The following is a 16,045-nucleotide window of genomic DNA, read 5'->3' as shown; positions in this document are numbered from 1 at the left end:
CGCATGGCGAATATCGTGCACTTCGAAAATGTCGGCCTGCGCTATGGGACGGGACCGGAGACGCTGACCGATGTGAGCTTCACGCTCGCCGAGGGCGGCTTCTATTTCCTCACCGGACCCTCGGGCGCGGGCAAGACCTCGCTGCTCAAGCTGCTGTATCTCGCGCAGCGGCCGACACGCGGCGTGGTGCGGCTGTTCGGCGAGGACGCCGGCGCGTTGCCGCGCGTGCGGCTGCCCGGGCTGCGCCGCCGCATCGGCGTGGTGTTCCAGGATTTCCGGTTGCTGCCGCAGCTTTCCGCCTATGACAATGTCGCGCTTCCGCTGCGTGTCGCCGGCATGCGCGAGAGCGAGATCGAGGCGCCGGTGATGGAGATGCTCGCCTGGGTGGGCCTCAGTGCGCGCGTCACTGCCCGCCCGCCGACCTTGTCGGGCGGCGAGCAGCAACGCATCGCCATCGCCCGCGCGGTGATTGCCCGGCCCGAGATCCTCGTCGCGGACGAGCCGACCGGCAACGTCGATCCCGAGATGGCCGACCGGCTGCTCCACCTGTTCTCCGCGCTCAACCGCCTCGGCACCACCATCGTCGTCGCGACCCACGACCTCCATGTGATCGGCCGCATTCCGCAGGCGCATCTGATGCGGGTGGAAAAGGGGCGGCTGGTCGATCCGACCGGGCTGCTGCGCCACCCGCCGGGGGCGGCATGAACGGCTTCCGGCACCGCGCTGCGATCGACCTTCGGCTGCTCGGCGAGGGGCAGCGCAGCTGGGTGATGGCGGGCATCATGGCGATCATGCTGTTCCTCACCGTGCTGGCGGGCGCGCTGGGGCTGGGCGTGGCGCGATCGGCCAGCGGCATCGATCGCCAGCTTGCCGGGCAGCTGACCGTGCAGCTGGTCGAACCCGACGCGGCGGTGCGCGACGCGCGGGCCGCAGCGCTGGTCGCGGCGATCGCGCGGGTGCCCGGCGTCACCCGGGTGCGGGCGGCGGACCGCGCCGAACTGGCGGCGCTGCTCAAGCCATGGCTCGGCGATGTCGGGCTGGATCCCGAACTGCCGCTGCCGGTGCTGATCGACGTGACGGCGGCGCGCGACGTGACCGGCGCGGTGACCGCCGCCGCGCGCCGAATCGCCCCGCAGGCGCAGGTGGACGGCAGCGCCCGCTGGCTGGCGCCGGTGCGCGGACTGCTGGCGACGCTGGGCTGGCTGGCGATCGGCCTGGTGCTGGTGATCGCGGCGGCGACGGCGGGCGTCGCGCTGCTCGTTGCGCGCGCGGGGCTGGACACGCACCGCGATACAATCGACGTGCTCCATATGCTCGGATCGACCGATCTTCAGGTGGCGCGGCTCCTCCAGCGCCGAATCGCCCGCGACACGCTGCTGGGCGGTGCGATCGGCACGCTCGCCGCGCTCGCCCTGGTCGCGCTGTTCCAGACGCGGCTGGCGCTGACCGGCTCCGAGGTGCTGGGCGGCGCCACGTTGCTCGCGATCGACTGGACGCTGCTGGTGCTGCTGCCGATCGGCTTCGCGCTGCTGGCGACGGTGGCGACGCGGCTGACCGTGCTCCACACGCTGGGGCGCAAGCTGTGATCCGCCGCTTCTTCTTCCTGCTGGTGCTGCTCGCGCTGGCCTGGGCGGCGGGTTTCGCGCTGTTCCTGTTCAGCCTCGGCAAGCCGCTGGGCGCGCGGCCGACCGACGCGGTGGTGGTGCTGACCGGCGGGCCGGGGCGCATCCAGCGCGGTCTCGATGCGCTGCGCCGCGAGGATGCGAAGCGGATGCTGGTCAGCGGCGTCAATCCGGACGTGCGTCCGCGCGAGCTCGCCGCGCAATTCCCCGCCGACCGCGCGCTGTTCCGCTGCTGCGTCGATCTCGGGCACGAGGCGGTGGATACCCGCTCCAACGCCGACGAGACGGCGCGCTGGGTGCGCGCGCACGATTATGCCAGCATCCGCCTCGTCACGTCGGATTGGCACATGGCGCGCGCCAAGTTGGAGTTGCGCCACGTGCTGGCGGGCGTCACGATCCTCGGCGACGGCGTGCCGAGCCGCCCGGGCTGGCGGATGCTGCTGCGCGAATATCACAAATATCTGGTGCGCCGGGGGGCGCTCCTGCTGGGGGTCGATTGATGGACGCGCTGCGTACCTGGGTGTTTCGAATTTTCTTCTACGGCATGTCGATCGTCATGGTGCTGCTGGTGCCGATCGCCGCGCTGTTCGGCACGCGGGTGTTGCGGGCGCACGCCAATTTCTGGGCGTGGCAGCTGCAATGGCTGGTGCGGACCATCCTCGGCGCGCGGCTGCGGATCGAAGGCAGCGTGCCGGAGGGACAGCTGCTGTTCGCCGCCAAGCATGAGAGCTATTTCGAGGCGCTGGAGCTGACCCGGATGCTGGGTTCCCCCGCGACGGTGATGAAGCGCGAGCTGACCAAGATCCCGCTCTGGGGCTGGGCGGCGCAGCGCTACGGCACGATCGTGGTCGACCGCGAGGCCAATGCGGCGGCGCTGCGCTCGATGATGCGCGAGGCGCAAAAGGCGCGGGCGACCGGGCGTTCGGTGCTGATCTTTCCCGAAGGCACGCGCGTGCCGCCGGGCGAGGCGCCGCCGCTGCGCTCGGGCTTTGCCGGGCTCTACCGCGCGCTCGACCTGCCGGTGGTGCCGGTGGCGGTGCAGAGCGGCGCGGTCTGGCCGCGCAAGGGGCTGATGCACCCGGGTGAGATCGTGTTCCGCTTCGGCGAGGCGATCCCGCCGGGGCTGCCCCGTCGCGAGGTCGAGGCACGGGTGCATGCGGCGATCAACGCGCTGAACGGAGGGTAGGGCGGCCTCAGGTCCCCCTCACCCTTCCGCCGCTTCGCGGCTCCCTCCCTCTCCCACAAGGGGAGAGGGAGCAGTACGCCACCTCTCCCTCTCCCCTTGTGGGAGAGGGAAGGGGCCCGCTGCCGAAGGCAGTGGGAAGGGTGAGGGGGACACGGGCCAGCTTACCGCGGCCGCGTCCACAACCCCGCCGGCCGCGGCGTCGGCGCGCGCCTGCGGGCCGCACCCCAGGCCTTCACGATCGCGCCGAGCTTTTCCCTGCCCGACGTCGTCGTCCGGCTGTCCCATGCCTGCGCCCCGCGCGCCCGCACTTTCCGCGCGATGCCGCCATAGATGTCTGCCGCCGCCAGCACCGCCCAGGCCGAGCGGAACGACAGCGCCGCGGCGCCGCCGCGCGCGCTGATCTCATAGCCCTCCGCCCGATCCGCGAGCCGTGCGCCGAGAATGGCGAGCGCATTCCGGTCCGCCAGCGGGTCATCCGCCGTCAGCCCGACCTCGGCCAGCCAGTCGGCGGGCAGATAGCAGCGCCCGGCCTCGGCATCCTCGCCGATGTCGCGGGCGATGTTGGCGAGCTGGAAGGCGAGGCCGAGATCGCAGGCGCGGTCGAGCACCGCCGCGTCGTCGGGCGCCACCCCCATCACTACCGCCATCATGCAGCCGACCACGCCGGCGACATGGTAGCAATAGCGCAGCAGATCGTCCTCGGTCTGCGGCCGCCAGCCCTGGGCATCGAGCGCGAAGCCGTCGATCAGGTCCCAGGCGAAGCGGTGCGGCATGCCGGTTTCGTGCGCGACGATGCGCAGCGCGTCGAACGCCGCGTCGCCGACCCATTCGCCGGCCAGCGCCGCCGCGGTGCGCTCGCGGATTTCGGCAAGGCGGGCCTGCGGATCCTCGACGATGGTCATGCCATGGCCATGGTCCTGGCCGTCGGCGATGTCGTCGCAGCGGCGGCACCAGGCGTAGAGCAGCCAGGCGCGCTCGCGGGTCTCGGGGTCGAACAGCTTGCTCGCCGCCGCGAAGCTGCGCGAGCCCCGGGCGATCGATTCGCCCGCGGTCGCGACGATCGCATCGCGGCCGGGAAAGCGCATTACAGCTGTTCGCGCCGCAGCTGCGCGATCGGTACCACCGGCTGGGCGTCGGCCATCTTGGTCAGCAGGCCGTCGATCGTGGAATCGACCAGCAGCAGCCCCTGGTGCTGCGGCCGGACGAAGCCGACGGCGCCCATATGCTCCCAGAATTCGACGAGCTTGTCGTAGTAGCCGGCGATATTGAGCAGGCCGATCGGATCTTGGTGATAGCCGAGCTGCGCCCAGCTCATCGCTTCCCAGAGCTCGTCCATCGTGCCGGTGCCGCCGGGCAGGTTGATGAAGCCGTCGGCCAGTTCGGTGAAGCGCGCCTTGCGCTCGTGCATCGTCTCGCAGACTTCGAGGCTGGTCAGCCCGCGATGCGCGACTTCGGCATTGACCAGCAGGGTCGGGATCACGCCGATCACCTCGCCGCCGGCCTCCAGTGCGGCATCGGCGACCGCGCCCATCAGGCCGAGGCGCCCGCCGCCATAGACGACGCCGATGCCGCGCTCGGCGAGCGTGCGGCCCAGCGCGCGGGCGGCTTCGATATAGACCGGATCGGCCGGGCTGGCCGAGCCGCAATAGACGGCGATACGCTGCATGGGATGCTCCTGTGGCGGGGCTGATAGCGTGTTTTGGCGGCGAGGGTGAGGGGATACTTAGCCCCTCCCCTTTAGGGGAGGGGTTGGGGTGGGGCTGTGTCTCACCGAGACTAACGAACGGTCTGGCCTCCCTCCACCCCCAACCCCTCCTCCAAGGAGGAGGGGCTTAGATATCGGAAACCCTACGCCCCGATCTCGCCCAGCATCAGCTCGGCCGTGGCCTTGGCGCTCCCCACCACGCCGGGGATACCCGCGCCCGGATGCGTGCCTGCCCCCACGAAATACAGGTTCGCAATCGCATCGTCGCGATTGTGCACGCGGAACCAGGCACTCTGCGTCAGGATCGGCTCGAGGCTGAAGCCCGAGCCGTGATGCGCCGCCAGATCGTCGCGGAAGTCGGTCGGCGCATAGTGGAACTTGGTGACGATCCGCTCGGCCAGATCGGGGATCAGGCGACGCTGCACTTCCGCGAGGATGCGCGATTCCAGGATCGGGCCGACCTCGTTCCAGTCTGCCGGGAACTTGCCCAGATGCGGCACCGGTGCCAGCGCGTAGAAGGTCGAATGGCCGTCGGGCGCCATGCTCGGGTCCGAGGCGCTCGGGTGGTGGAGGTAGAGCGAGAAGTCCTCGCTCACCACGCCGTGGGTGTAGATGTCGTCGAGCAGCCCCTTATAGCGCGGGCCGAACAGGATCATGTGGTGCGGAATGTCGGGGAAGGTGCCGCGCAGCCCGAAATGCACCACGAACAAGGAGGGCGAGAAGCGCTTGTTGACCAGCTTGCCCGCCGTCCGCCGGGCGCTGCGCGAGTTGCGCAGCAGGTCGCGGTAGCTGTGGACAATGTCGGCGTTGCTCGCCACCGCATCGACCTCGGCCTCGAAGCCGCTATGCGTGCGCACGCCGACGACGCGGTCGCCCAGCGTGAGGATCTCGTCGACCGGATCGCCGATCCGGACCACGCCGCCCAGCCGCTTGAAATGCGTGATCATGCCCGCGATCAGCCGGTTGGTGCCGCCCTCGGCCCACCACACGCCACCGTCGCGCTCCAGCTTGTGGATCAGCGCATAGATGCTGCTGGTCGCCATCGGATTGCCGCCGACGAGCAGCGTGTGAAACGACAGCGCCTCGCGCAGCTTCTCGTTCTTCACATAGCCCGAGACGATCGAATAGACCGAGCGCCAGGCCTGGTTCTGCATCAGCGCCGGGGCGGCCTTCAGCATCGACTTGAAGTCGAGGAACGCCTTGGCGCCCAGCTTGACATAGCCTTCCTGGTAGACCGCCTCGGAATAATCGAGGAACTTGCGATAGCCGGCGATGTCGCTCGGATCGAGCTTGGCGATCTCGCCCGCCAGCACGCCGTCGTCGTTGGTATAGTCGAAGGTCGTGCCGTCGGGCCAGGACAGGCGGTAGAAGGGCGTGATCGGCTTCAGCGTCACGTCTTCCGAAATGTCATGGCCGGAAAGGCGCCACAGCTCCTTCAGCGCATCGGGATCGGTGATCACCGTCGGGCCGCCATCGAAGGTGAAGCCGTCGCGCTCCCAATAGTATGCGCGGCCGCCCGGCTTGTCGCGGGCCTCGATCACGATGGTGTCGACGCCCGCCGACTGGAGGCGAATGGCAAGGGCGAGGCCGCCGAACCCGGCGCCGATGACGACTGCGCGGCGCATCAGCGGTTCCAGATCGCGGAGAAGGCACGGCCGATCGGCACCGGCGGCTTGCCCGAGAGCACGCGGACGCGGTCTCCCCAGGTCGATTGCGCGGCATAGAAGCGCTGGATCAAGCCTGCATCGAGACGGTAGAATCGTTCCAGCACGCGATAGCGCTCCTCGGGTTCGGCCGCCTTGAACAGCATCGCGGCGAGCATGCGATAGAAGCCGCGCTTGCGCCAGAGCCCGCGGGAATAGCCATACAGCATTTGGTGCAGCGCACCGCCGGAATAGTCGCGGGTCTCGGCGATCAGCGCCGCGGTGCGGACCGCGTCGGGGAAGGAATAGCCGGTCATCGGGTGGAACAGCCCGGCTTTCATCCCCGCCTTGGCGATGCCGCGGCCGCCGGCGGCCCAATAGGCGCTATGGTCGCCGCCCATCGCCACCGGCAGGCTGCCGACTTCCTCGCGCAGCACGCGATCGACCTGCCAGCCGGCGGCGTCGGCATAGGCCTCGATCCGTTCGCCGGTGGCGAGCACGTCGATCGACGGCGTGTCGCTGTAATAGGTATCCTCGACGAACATCCGCGTCGGCGTGAACGGCAGGCAGTAGACGAAGCGATAGCCGTCGATCTGCGGTACCGTCGCGTCCATGATCAGCGGGCGCGGCACGTTGTTGAGCGCGGCGAGCGCGAGCTCGGCGCCGTGAAACTTCTGCCAGCCGAGTTGCAGCGCGCTGGTATCGCCGACGCCGCGACAGTCGATCACGCCCTCGGCCTCGACCAGGTCGCCGTCGGCGAGCGCGACCGCGGTGGGGGTGACGTCCGCCGCCTCGCGGCCGAGCAGCAGGCCCTTGGGGCCCAGCGCCGCGCGCACCACGCGATCGAAATGATCGGACTCGACCGAATAATAGCGGCCGGGCAGGCTGCGGGCATGCGCCGGGAAGGCGACGTCATAGCCGTTCCAGCCATGGCAGATCAGCGGCGCGGCGAGCCAGCGATGCTCCGGCGCGATATCCTCGGCGAAGAACGACCAGAGGTGATTGCCGCCGATCCGCGCCGAGCCTTCGATGAGCCGGACGGTGCAATCAGGTTTCTTCTTCCGAAGTGCGAGCGCGATAAGCCCGCCCGCAAGGCCGCCGCCGACAATGGCGACGTCACAACTGATGGTTGAAGGCATTGCAGCCGCCTAGCCCAAGCAGGGGGGTGTGGGAACCCCGGCTTTGGGGCGGCGCGGCGAACCGAGGGGTGGCTGCGGGCATGTCCCGGAACGGGAGAAGCCTCGGCAAAAAGTTCATTTTCCCTTAACCATCGTCACAGGCCTTGCACATTTCCGCCCTAGCCCCGGGGCGCCGCGGTTGCGGTTTATGAACTAGGGGATCCAAAGCAATGCAAAACAAGCTTTTCGGCGCGACGCTGGTCGCCGCCGCGGTGATCGGTGCGCCCGCCGCGCAGGCCCAGGTGGTGCTGACCACCAATACCTATACGCAGAACTTCAACACGCTGGCGACCAGCGGCACCAGCAAGCTGCTGCCCACCGGCTGGCAGCTCGACGAGCGCGGCAGCAGCACCGCGGGTTCGGACGACGCCTATGCGACCACCAACGCCAATGGCGGTACCGCCTATGCCTTCGGCAGCGGCAGCGAGCGCGCGCTGGGCAGCGTCACCTCGGGCAACGCGACGCCGATCCTGTTCGGCGCCTTCTTCACCAACGCGCTGGGCAGCACGATTCAGTCGATCACGCTCGACTATTTTGGCGAGCAGTGGCGCCTGGGCACCGCCAGCAGCGACGTGCTGAGCTTCGAATATTCGCTGAACGCCACCGGGCTGTCGAACGGCAGCTGGACCGCGTTCAAGGCGCTCGACTTCGCGAGCATCAAGAACGGCACCGGCTCGGGCAGCGCAAGCAGCGCGCTTGACGGCAATGCCGCGGGCAACCGCAAGGAAATCAGTGCGACGATCGACAATCTGCTGATCGCCAGCGGCGGCAGCTTCGCGATCCGCTGGACCGACCGCGACGTCGGCGGTTCGGATCATGGCCTTGCGATCGACGACCTGACGCTTACCGCCGGCGTGATGCCGCCGGCGAGCGCGGTGCCGGAGCCGGCCGCCTGGGCGCTGCTGATCGGCGGGTTCGGCTTTGCCGGCGGCGCGCTGCGTCGTCGCCGCGTGACCTTCGCGCGCGCCTGAACGGGGCCGGGAGGCGCCGGCGGCACCGGCGCCTCCCTTTTCTCAGAAGTCCAGCTTGGCCGAGAGCGACACGGTGCGGCCATTGATCGCGCGGCCCCAGCCGACGCCGTTGGCCGGCACTTCGCTCTGGTTGAACTCGAAGAAGCCGACCTTGTCGAACAGGTTGCTGGCGTTGAGCATCACGCGCACCCGATCGATCGGCTTCACCACCGCAAAGGCGTTGACCACGGTGAAGCCCGGCATCTTGAGCAGGTTGCTGTCCTGCGCATAGCTGCTGGTGATCGTCACGATGTTGGCGCCGAGGGTAACGCGGCGCAGCTCGATCTGCGGGGTCGCCTCCAGCGTCCAGGCCGGCTGGTGGCGCGGCTGCTTGCCGGTCAGCGTGGGATCAAGGAAGTCCCGGGTGATCTTGGCGGTGGTGTAGGTGGCGCCGGCGGTGATGCCGAAGATCCCGCGCCGATAGCCGCCCTCCATTTCCACGCCGGTCGCGCGGTAGCTGCGGATCGTCTGGTTGGCCGATCCGTTGAGGACGTTGTGGTCGTCCGCCGTCGCGCGGAAGGCGGTGACGTTGAGCGTCGCGCCCGCCTTGCGGAACTTGAACCCGCCTTCGAGCTGGCGGACCTGGTCATATTTGTCCGCGGCGTTGGGCACGCTGCCGTCGATCGCGCTCACCGCGGGGGTGAACAGGATCTTGTCGGCATTGGCGCGCGCGCCGCGGCTGTAGCGGGCGAATACCGAGAAGGGCTCGGCGACGCGGTAGTTGATGCCGCTCGAATAGCTCCAATAACCGTAATTGTAGCGGACCGGCGCTGGCGTCGTCAGTGGCAGATAGGCGACGCGGGTTTCGGGTGCCGAGATCACGCCGTTGCCGTTGATGTCGTAGCGGATCAGCCCAACGCGGCCGCCGCCCAGATCGGCGCCGACCAGCGAGCCGCGCACCCGCCCGCGATCGTAGCGCAGGCTCCCGCCGATCGAGAGCTTGCCGACATGGTAGTTGACCGAGCCATAGGGCGCGAAGATGTCGTACGACACGTCGAAGATGCGGCGGAATTTGCTGCCGTTGCGGCTGAAGGTGTAATAGCCGTTCTGGGTTTGCGCGACGCCGCCGGCGCTGGTGACGTTCACCATCGCGGTCTGGCCGTTGCCGGCCACGTCGGTGTCGATGCCCGAATGCAGCCAGGTCGCATTGAGCTTCTGGTTCGCCTTGTACAGGCCGCCGGTGACCGTCAGGTCGCCATGGCCGAGCTTCCACACCTTGGTGGCGCGGACGTCGTTGGTGAAATTGTCGAGCGCGCCGATACGGGTCTGCGCCATGTAGTTGAACGAGAGCAGGCCGTTGCCGTTCGCATCGATCGGCACCGTCTTGCCGATGTTCGGGCCGCTGGCATAGGTCGCCACCGCGCCGGTGCCGGCCTGCGAGGCGGCGATCGTTGCGATCGGGCCGACGGCCGAGGGGAACACGCGCAGGAAATCGCCCGAATTGGCCGAATAGCGCGCCCGCTCGCTGATCGTCACGCCGGCGACTTCGAACTGCGCCTCGAGCCCGATCGCCTTGCTCTTGGCGTGCATGCCGTTGGCGACGTCGAAGCGGGCGAGCTTGTTGTCGCCGTCCAGCGTCGTCACCGGGCCGAGGAACGGCGAGAGCAGCGAGTCCTTGCGAATGTCGAAATTGCCGGCGCTGCTGATCACCGGATGGTCGTTGGTGCCGGCGATCTTGATCGGATAGGGTGCGAAGGTCGGCGAGCGATCGTCGAGCCATTTGCCGCTGAGCCGGACATAGCCGGCGGCGAACTGCTTGGTCACGTTGAAGCGGATCTGGCCGCCCTTGGTGCCGGTGAAGCCGATGTCGCGCGGCCCCTCGCCCGAGCGGTAATAGCCGCCGACATGGAAGCGCCAGCCATTGCCGAGCGGCTGGCCATAATCCGCATCGATCCGCTTCTCGCCATAATCCAGCCCGGTGGTGAACTGCACCGCGCCGCCCCGCGTCTGGCCGGTCTTGGAGATCAGGTTGATCAGCCCGCCCGGCGCATTGGACGAGAAGGTCGAGCCGGAACCGCCGCGGATCGACTCGATCGCCGCCACGTTGAAATCGGCGCGCATGAACACGTCGACGGCGACGTTGAAGATGTCGCCGAACTCGAGCACCGGCAGCCCGTCTTCCTGGAACTGCATGTATTTCGAGCCGCCCGCCGCGAGCGGCAGACCGCGCACGGTATAGTTGGCGTTGCCCTCGCCGATCCCGCTTTCGACGCGCAGCCCGGGCATGGTGCGCAGCACGTCGCCAAGCGGCCGCGGGCCGAGCTTCTCGAACTCGCTCGCGCGATAGGCGCTGGTCGAGGTTGCGCTGTCGAGCCGGTCCCGGCCCTTGGCGACGCCGGTCGAGAAGACTTCCTTCTCTGGCACCTTGGCGGCCATGGCGGATTTTGGCGCATCCTCGTTCGACTGGGCGAGCGCAGGATGGACGATGACGCTCGAACTGAAGGCGAGCAGCAAGTAGCGGCGTTTCACGACAATCTCTCCCGTCCCATGACTATTGTTCTCTGGGCGACGCAGTCTAAGCGGTCGGAGATTGAAATTTCGGGCTCTGGCGTCTTCGTAGAACTACGAGTGGTGCAGCAAGGCAACAGCGAGCGACTGAACAATCGGCGTTACGCCGCATTGCCGGGGGGCACGCGAAGGCGTAGCAGCGGGAGCCATGGACATCGCCCTTGCCATCCTCGCCTCCGCGATCGCCATGACGGTGATCGTCGGCGTGCGCTATCTTGCCGCCTCGGCCGGTTTCGCGCTGGCGACGCGGTTGCGCCATCCGGGGCTTTATGCCGGGCTGAGCCAGCAGATCCGCATGGAGATCGGCTGGAGCCTCGCCTCCGCGGTGATCTACGGCATCCCCGCCGGCATCGTCGCCTGGGGCTGGAAGGCGCAAGGCTGGACCCGCATCTACGACGACGTCCATGCCTGGCCGCTCTGGTACCTGCCGGTTTCGGTGTTCCTCTACCTGTTCCTGCACGACAGCTGGTTCTACTGGACGCACCGCGCGATGCACGTGCCGGCGCTGTTCCGCCGCTATCACGCCGTCCACCATGCCAGCCGCCCGCCCACCGCCTGGGCGGCGATGAACTTCCATTGGGGAGAGGCGCTGTCGGGCGCGATCGTGATTCCGCTGCTGGTCTTCGCAATTCCCATTCATGTCGGCGCGCTTGGCTTGGTCCTGACGATCATGACGGTTATGGGAGTGACCAATCATATGGGCTGGGAGATCTTCCCGGCCTTTATGTGGCGGGGGCCTTTGGGCGCATGGCTGATCACGGCAAGTCATCACCAGCGCCATCACGAGCGGTATGGGTGCAACTATGGACTATATTTCCGGTTCTGGGACCGGCTGTGCGGGACGGACCAGGGGCTGGGGCGGTTCGATCCTGCGCCGCGGGGGGGGCGCGCTCGTCGCGCTGCCGCTGTTGACCAGCGCCGCGCCGCTGGCGACGCTGGAGCTTGACTTCACCAGCCTGCGCTCGACACGCGGGCTGCTGCAGATCTGCATTGCCCCGGCCGCCAGCGAGTTTCCCGATTGCCGCGACGGGCGCGGCGCGATCAAGCGGACGATCCCAGCCGCCGAGGGCAAGCTTCGCCTCAGCGGCCTGGCGCCCGGCGACTATGCGGTGGCGGTGATCCACGACGCCAACGGCAACGGCAAGCTCGACACCTTCATGGGTATCCCGCGCGAAGGCTTCGGCTTTTCGCGCAACCCGGTGATCGGCTTCGGGCCGCCGCGCTTTTCCGCCGCGCAATTCCCGCTCGAGGGCGGCAGCGACCGGCAGGAAGTGAAGCTGCGCTACCTGCTGTAGGAACTGCGCGAGATTGCAGGCGTTTCCCGGGTTCTGATCCGCACGATCCTGTTCCCGGAGTATCCCCATGCCTTTCTTGCGCACCGCGACGCGCGCCGCGTTCGCCTCGCTTCCGCTGCTTGCGGCAGCGCCTGCCTTCGCCCAGCAAAGCACCGATTCGCCGCCCGACATGACGCGCGATACGGTGACGCTTGGCGTGGGCGCGGCGACGGTGCCGAGCTATGACGGCTCGGACAAGAATGTCGTCACCGCCGCGCCGCTGGTCCGCGGCCGCGTCTCGGGCATCAATTTCGTCGTGCTCGGCAGCCGCGCCTGGGCCGATGTGATCGCCGACAACAATGGCCCAGGCTGGGATTTGCAGGCCGGGCCGGTGGTCAACGTCAACCTCAACCGGACCTCGCGGATCGACGACCGCCAAGTGGCGGCGCTCGGCAAGATCGACACCGCGGTCGAGGCGGGCGGGTTCGTCGGCATCGGCAAGCAGGGGCTGATCACCAGCGACTATGACAAGCTGACGGTGAGCTTCTCCTACGTCCATGACGTCGGCACGGTGCACAAGAGCTATGTGATGTCGCCGTCGGTCAGCTACGGCACGCCGCTCAGCCGCAAGGCCTATGTGCTGCTCAACCTCTCGGGCAATTACATGGGCAACGGCTATGCCCAGACCTATTTCGGCGTGACGCCGGGCGGCAGCGCGCGCAGCGGCCTGCCGGTCTATTACGCCCGCAAGGGCTGGAAGGACTGGACGCTTGGCGCGATGGGCAACGTATCGCTCACCGGCGACCTCACCCACGGCCTGTCGGCGGTCGGCGGCGTCGCCTATCGGCGCATGCTCGACGATGCAGCGGACTCCCCCGTGGTGCGGATTGCCGGGTCGCGCGACCAGTGGTTCGGCGCACTGGGACTGGCCTATACCTTCTGACCGCAGGAGAAGCGGGGCCATGCGAATGATCCGCTTCGGACCTCGCTTCTGAATTGCCTGATCCATTTCGGAGCATTACCAAGCAACCCCAAGGTTCCGCATCGATTCTCACGCCGTGACGCCTTGCGGCTGTTGCCGGGCCTGTAGGGGGGAAGTATGAACATTGCTGCCGTTTTCGGAATTGCTTGTTTCGCAGTCGTAACGATCGCCTCGCCGAGCTCGGCCGATACGATCGATACCAGCGGTCCCTATGTCGATAGGATGTACAGCTTCGGGCGCGATGCTACGCCTACCTATGGGCAGACGTTCACGGTGGGGACCGAGAACGCGCTGAATGCTTTCACCTTCTATCTCGGCGGCGACGCGACGAATGTTCGCGCCTATGTCTATTCCTGGACCGGCTATGGCGCGGTCGGTCCGGCGCTCTTCGCCAGCGACGTGCGCAGCTTCGGCGGCACCTCGGGCAATGCGTTTGACGCCCTTGAGTTCTCGGTCGGCGCGCTCGATCTGATCCGCGGCCAGCACTATGTCGCGTTCCTTACGACGGTGGGCGTCGACCAGCCGGCGAATGCCGGCAGCGCCTGGATGCCGACGGCGGGCACGTTCGGCAGCGACGCCTATGGCGGCGGCGACTTCGTGTACACCAACAACGGCCCGGCGTTCGCGAACGTCGTCGGTCAGCGCTGGGACGACAGCAACGGCGCGCTCGGCGACGTCCAGTTCAAGGCGGTGTTCAGCGCGGGTGCGACCAGCGGCGCGGGCGTGCCCGAACCGGCGGCCTGGGCGATGCTGATCGGTGGCTTCGGCCTTGCCGGCGGCGCGCTCCGCCGTCGCCGGGTGCGGACCGCCGTGCGTTTCGCCTGATCTCGCTAACCTTTGGTAGGATGGCGGCGCGTCGGGATTGCCCGGCGCGCCGCGTGCCTGTACACGGCTAGTCATTCCCCGGGGGACCGCTGGCGCAGCGGTTGAGAGGAGGGCTGCAGCCCTCGACCCGCTGAACCTGATCCGGTTGACACCGGCGTAGGGAGGGAGGGTCTTGTTCCCCGAGGTCCGTCTGCTCCCCGCGTTCCGCCCAAGGAGTAGACGAGCATGGCCGACATCCCCGCCAAGACCGAAATCGGCGTCACCACCGGCCCGATCCGCGGCAGCCGCAAGATCCATGTCGGCAAGCACCGCGTCGCGATGCGCGAGATCCATCTGGAACCCGGCAGCGGCGAGGCGCCGGTGCGCGTCTACGACACTTCGGGCCCGTACACCGATCCGAACGCGAAGATCGACATCATGGCCGGCCTGCCGGCGCTCCGCCGCGACTGGATCCTCGCCCGCGGCGATGTCGAGGCCTATGACGCACGCCAGGTAAAGCCCGAGGACAACGGCCTGAAGGGCCCGGACCGCTCGGCCGGCGTGCCGCAGTTCCCGAACGTGGTGCAGCGCCCCTTGCGCGCCAAGCCGGGCATGAACGTGTCGCAGATGCACTATGCCAAGCGCGGCATCATCACCCCCGAGATGGAATATGTCGCCGAGCGCGAGAATCTCGGCCGCGAGCGCCTCGCCGAGTACGTCCGCGACGGGCAGGATTGGGGCGCCTCGATCCCGGATTACGTCACCCCCGAATTCGTCCGCGACGAGGTCGCGCGCGGCCGGGCGATCATCCCGAACAACATCAACCACCCGGAAAGCGAGCCGATGGCGATCGGTCGCAACTTCCTGGTCAAGATCAACGCCAATATCGGCAATTCGGCGGTCGCCAGCGACGTGGCGTCGGAAGTCGACAAGATGGTCTGGTCGATCCGCTGGGGCGCGGACACGGTGATGGACCTCTCCACCGGCCGCAACATCCACGACACCCGCGAATGGATCCTGCGCAATTCGCCGGTGCCGATCGGCACGGTGCCGATCTACCAGGCGCTGGAGAAGGTGGGCGGCATCGCCGAGGAGCTCACCTGGGAGATCTTCCGCGACACGCTGATCGAGCAGGCCGAGCAGGGCGTCGACTATTTCACCATCCATGCCGGCGTGCGGCTGCCCTATATCCCGATGACCGCCAAGCGCGTCACCGGCATCGTCAGCCGCGGCGGCTCGATCATGGCGAAGTGGTGCCTCGCGCATCACCGCGAATCCTTCCTGTACGAGCGGTTCGACGAGATCACCGAGATCATGAAGGCCTATGATATCGCCTATTCGCTGGGCGACGGTCTCCGCCCCGGCTCGATCGCCGACGCCAATGACGAGGCGCAGTTCGCCGAGCTCTACACGCTGGGCGAACTGACCAAGCGCGCCTGGGAACAGGACGTGCAGGTGATGATCGAGGGCCCCGGCCATGTGCCGATGCACAAGATCAAGCAGAACATGGAAAAGCAGCTCGAGGCGTGCGGCGAGGCGCCCTTCTACACGCTCGGGCCGCTGACCACCGACATCGCGCCGGGCTATGACCATATCACCAGCGGCATCGGCGCGGCGATGATCGGCTGGTACGGCACGGCGATGCTCTGCTACGTCACGCCGAAGGAGCATCTGGGGCTCCCCGACCGCGACGACGTGAAGGTGGGCGTGGTCACCTACAAGCTGGCGGCGCACGCGGCGGACCTCGCCAAGGGCCATCCGGCGGCGAAGGTGCGCGACGACGCACTGAGCCGCGCGCGCTTCGAGTTCCGCTGGCGCGACCAGTTCAACCTGTCGCTCGATCCGGACACGGCCGAGCAGTATCACGACCAGACGCTGCCGGCGGAAGGTGCGAAGACCGCGCATTTCTGCTCGATGTGCGGGCCCAAATTCTGCTCGATGAAGATCACGCAGGAAGTGCGTGACTTCGCGGCCAAGCAGAACGCCTCGGCCGATACCTTCCTGGCGGCGACGCCGGCGACGGTGGCTGCCGAGGCCGGCATGGCCGAAATGAGCAAGGTGTTCCGCGAGACGGGTAGCGAGCTCTACATGGGCGCCGGCGGTCGCGAGCACGATTGATGTGCTCTGTGGTTC

At 67.9% G+C, this 16,045-nt stretch carries 15 protein-coding genes and 1 riboswitch; of the genes, 10 read left to right on the top strand and 5 right to left on the bottom strand.

Features of this window, described 5'->3' with window-relative positions:
• The first annotated feature begins 3 nt into the window (after positions 1 to 3).
• The 4 genes from ftsE to SAZ01S_RS17310 are packed head-to-tail and all read left to right on the top strand — an operon-like array spanning position 4 to position 2,808.
• Positions 4 to 705, top strand: coding sequence for a cell division ATP-binding protein FtsE (gene ftsE, locus SAZ01S_RS17325; RefSeq protein ID WP_084583535.1), 702 nt, complete (start codon positions 4 to 6; stop codon positions 703 to 705).
• On the top strand, positions 702 to 1,586 hold the full coding sequence (locus tag SAZ01S_RS17320) for a cell division protein FtsX (protein ID WP_084583534.1): 885 nt from the start codon (positions 702 to 704) through the stop codon (positions 1,584 to 1,586). The genes ftsE and SAZ01S_RS17320 overlap by 4 nt, the downstream gene beginning before the upstream one ends.
• Positions 1,583 to 2,122: a YdcF family protein gene (locus tag SAZ01S_RS17315; RefSeq protein ID WP_084583533.1), complete on the top strand. Its 540-nt coding sequence runs from the start codon at positions 1,583 to 1,585 to the stop codon at positions 2,120 to 2,122. Before SAZ01S_RS17320 ends, SAZ01S_RS17315 begins: the two co-directional genes overlap by 4 nt.
• On the top strand, positions 2,122 to 2,808 hold the full coding sequence (locus tag SAZ01S_RS17310; protein WP_084583532.1) for a lysophospholipid acyltransferase family protein: 687 nt from the start codon (positions 2,122 to 2,124) through the stop codon (positions 2,806 to 2,808). Before SAZ01S_RS17315 ends, SAZ01S_RS17310 begins: the two co-directional genes overlap by 1 nt.
• 161 nt (positions 2,809 to 2,969) lie before the next feature.
• Here SAZ01S_RS17310 and SAZ01S_RS17305 read toward each other — a convergent pair whose 3' ends face one another.
• The 4 genes from SAZ01S_RS17305 to crtY all read right to left on the bottom strand — a co-directional run bounded on the left by SAZ01S_RS17305 (position 2,970) and on the right by crtY (position 7,295).
• Positions 2,970 to 3,893 (bottom strand): phytoene/squalene synthase family protein, encoded by a 924-nt coding sequence (locus tag SAZ01S_RS17305; RefSeq protein WP_084583531.1) that lies wholly within the window; start codon positions 3,891 to 3,893, stop codon positions 2,970 to 2,972.
• Positions 3,893 to 4,474, bottom strand: coding sequence for an LOG family protein (locus SAZ01S_RS17300; RefSeq protein WP_084583530.1), 582 nt, complete (start codon positions 4,472 to 4,474; stop codon positions 3,893 to 3,895). The genes SAZ01S_RS17305 and SAZ01S_RS17300 overlap by 1 nt, the downstream gene beginning before the upstream one ends.
• A 182-nt stretch (positions 4,475 to 4,656) precedes the next feature.
• Positions 4,657 to 6,138, bottom strand: a complete 1,482-nt coding sequence (locus SAZ01S_RS17295; RefSeq protein WP_084583529.1) for a phytoene desaturase — start codon at positions 6,136 to 6,138, stop codon at positions 4,657 to 4,659.
• Positions 6,138 to 7,295 carry a lycopene beta-cyclase CrtY gene (gene crtY / locus SAZ01S_RS17290; RefSeq protein WP_084583528.1) on the bottom strand — a complete coding sequence of 386 codons (1,158 nt, stop codon included), beginning with the start codon at positions 7,293 to 7,295 and terminating at the stop codon, positions 6,138 to 6,140. The genes SAZ01S_RS17295 and crtY overlap by 1 nt, the downstream gene beginning before the upstream one ends.
• A 209-nt stretch (positions 7,296 to 7,504) precedes the next feature.
• On the opposite strand from crtY, the gene SAZ01S_RS24480 reads away from it, so the two are divergent.
• Positions 7,505 to 8,305: a PEPxxWA-CTERM sorting domain-containing protein gene (locus SAZ01S_RS24480; protein ID WP_084583527.1), complete on the top strand. Its 801-nt coding sequence runs from the start codon at positions 7,505 to 7,507 to the stop codon at positions 8,303 to 8,305.
• Between the two features lie 42 nt (positions 8,306 to 8,347).
• Here SAZ01S_RS24480 and SAZ01S_RS17280 read toward each other — a convergent pair whose 3' ends face one another.
• Entirely contained in the window at positions 8,348 to 10,813 is a 2,466-nt protein-coding gene (locus SAZ01S_RS17280; protein WP_084583526.1) for a TonB-dependent receptor domain-containing protein, read from the bottom strand.
• A 187-nt stretch (positions 10,814 to 11,000) separates the two neighbouring features.
• Here SAZ01S_RS17280 and SAZ01S_RS17275 point away from each other — a divergent pair, with 187 nt between their 5' ends.
• From SAZ01S_RS17275 to thiC, 5 genes are all read left to right on the top strand, one after another.
• The gene (locus SAZ01S_RS17275; protein WP_084583525.1) at positions 11,001 to 11,798 is read left to right on the top strand and encodes a sterol desaturase family protein; all 798 of its coding nucleotides are present in this window, start codon (positions 11,001 to 11,003) and stop codon (positions 11,796 to 11,798) included.
• Positions 11,761 to 12,147: a DUF2141 domain-containing protein gene (locus SAZ01S_RS17270; protein ID WP_245824978.1), complete on the top strand. Its 387-nt coding sequence runs from the start codon at positions 11,761 to 11,763 to the stop codon at positions 12,145 to 12,147. The genes SAZ01S_RS17275 and SAZ01S_RS17270 overlap by 38 nt, the downstream gene beginning before the upstream one ends.
• A gap of 67 nt (positions 12,148 to 12,214) precedes the next feature.
• Entirely contained in the window at positions 12,215 to 13,069 is an 855-nt protein-coding gene (locus SAZ01S_RS17265) for a MipA/OmpV family protein (RefSeq protein WP_084583524.1), read from the top strand.
• A 156-nt stretch (positions 13,070 to 13,225) separates the two neighbouring features.
• Positions 13,226 to 13,933: a PEPxxWA-CTERM sorting domain-containing protein gene (locus SAZ01S_RS24475; RefSeq protein ID WP_245824976.1), complete on the top strand. Its 708-nt coding sequence runs from the start codon at positions 13,226 to 13,228 to the stop codon at positions 13,931 to 13,933.
• Positions 13,934 to 14,002: 69 nt separating this feature from the next.
• A riboswitch (TPP riboswitch) is annotated at positions 14,003 to 14,113 on the top strand.
• Positions 14,114 to 14,158: 45 nt separating this feature from the next.
• Positions 14,159 to 16,030 carry a phosphomethylpyrimidine synthase ThiC gene (thiC, locus tag SAZ01S_RS17255; protein ID WP_084583523.1) on the top strand — a complete coding sequence of 624 codons (1,872 nt, stop codon included), beginning with the start codon at positions 14,159 to 14,161 and terminating at the stop codon, positions 16,028 to 16,030.
• Positions 16,031 to 16,045 lie beyond the last annotated feature (15 nt).

It is taken from the genome of Sphingomonas azotifigens NBRC 15497 (genome assembly GCF_002091475.1).
Taxonomy (GTDB): Bacteria; Pseudomonadota; Alphaproteobacteria; order Sphingomonadales; family Sphingomonadaceae; genus Sphingomonas; species Sphingomonas azotifigens.
This window is presented reverse-complemented; position numbering and strand designations above follow the sequence as displayed.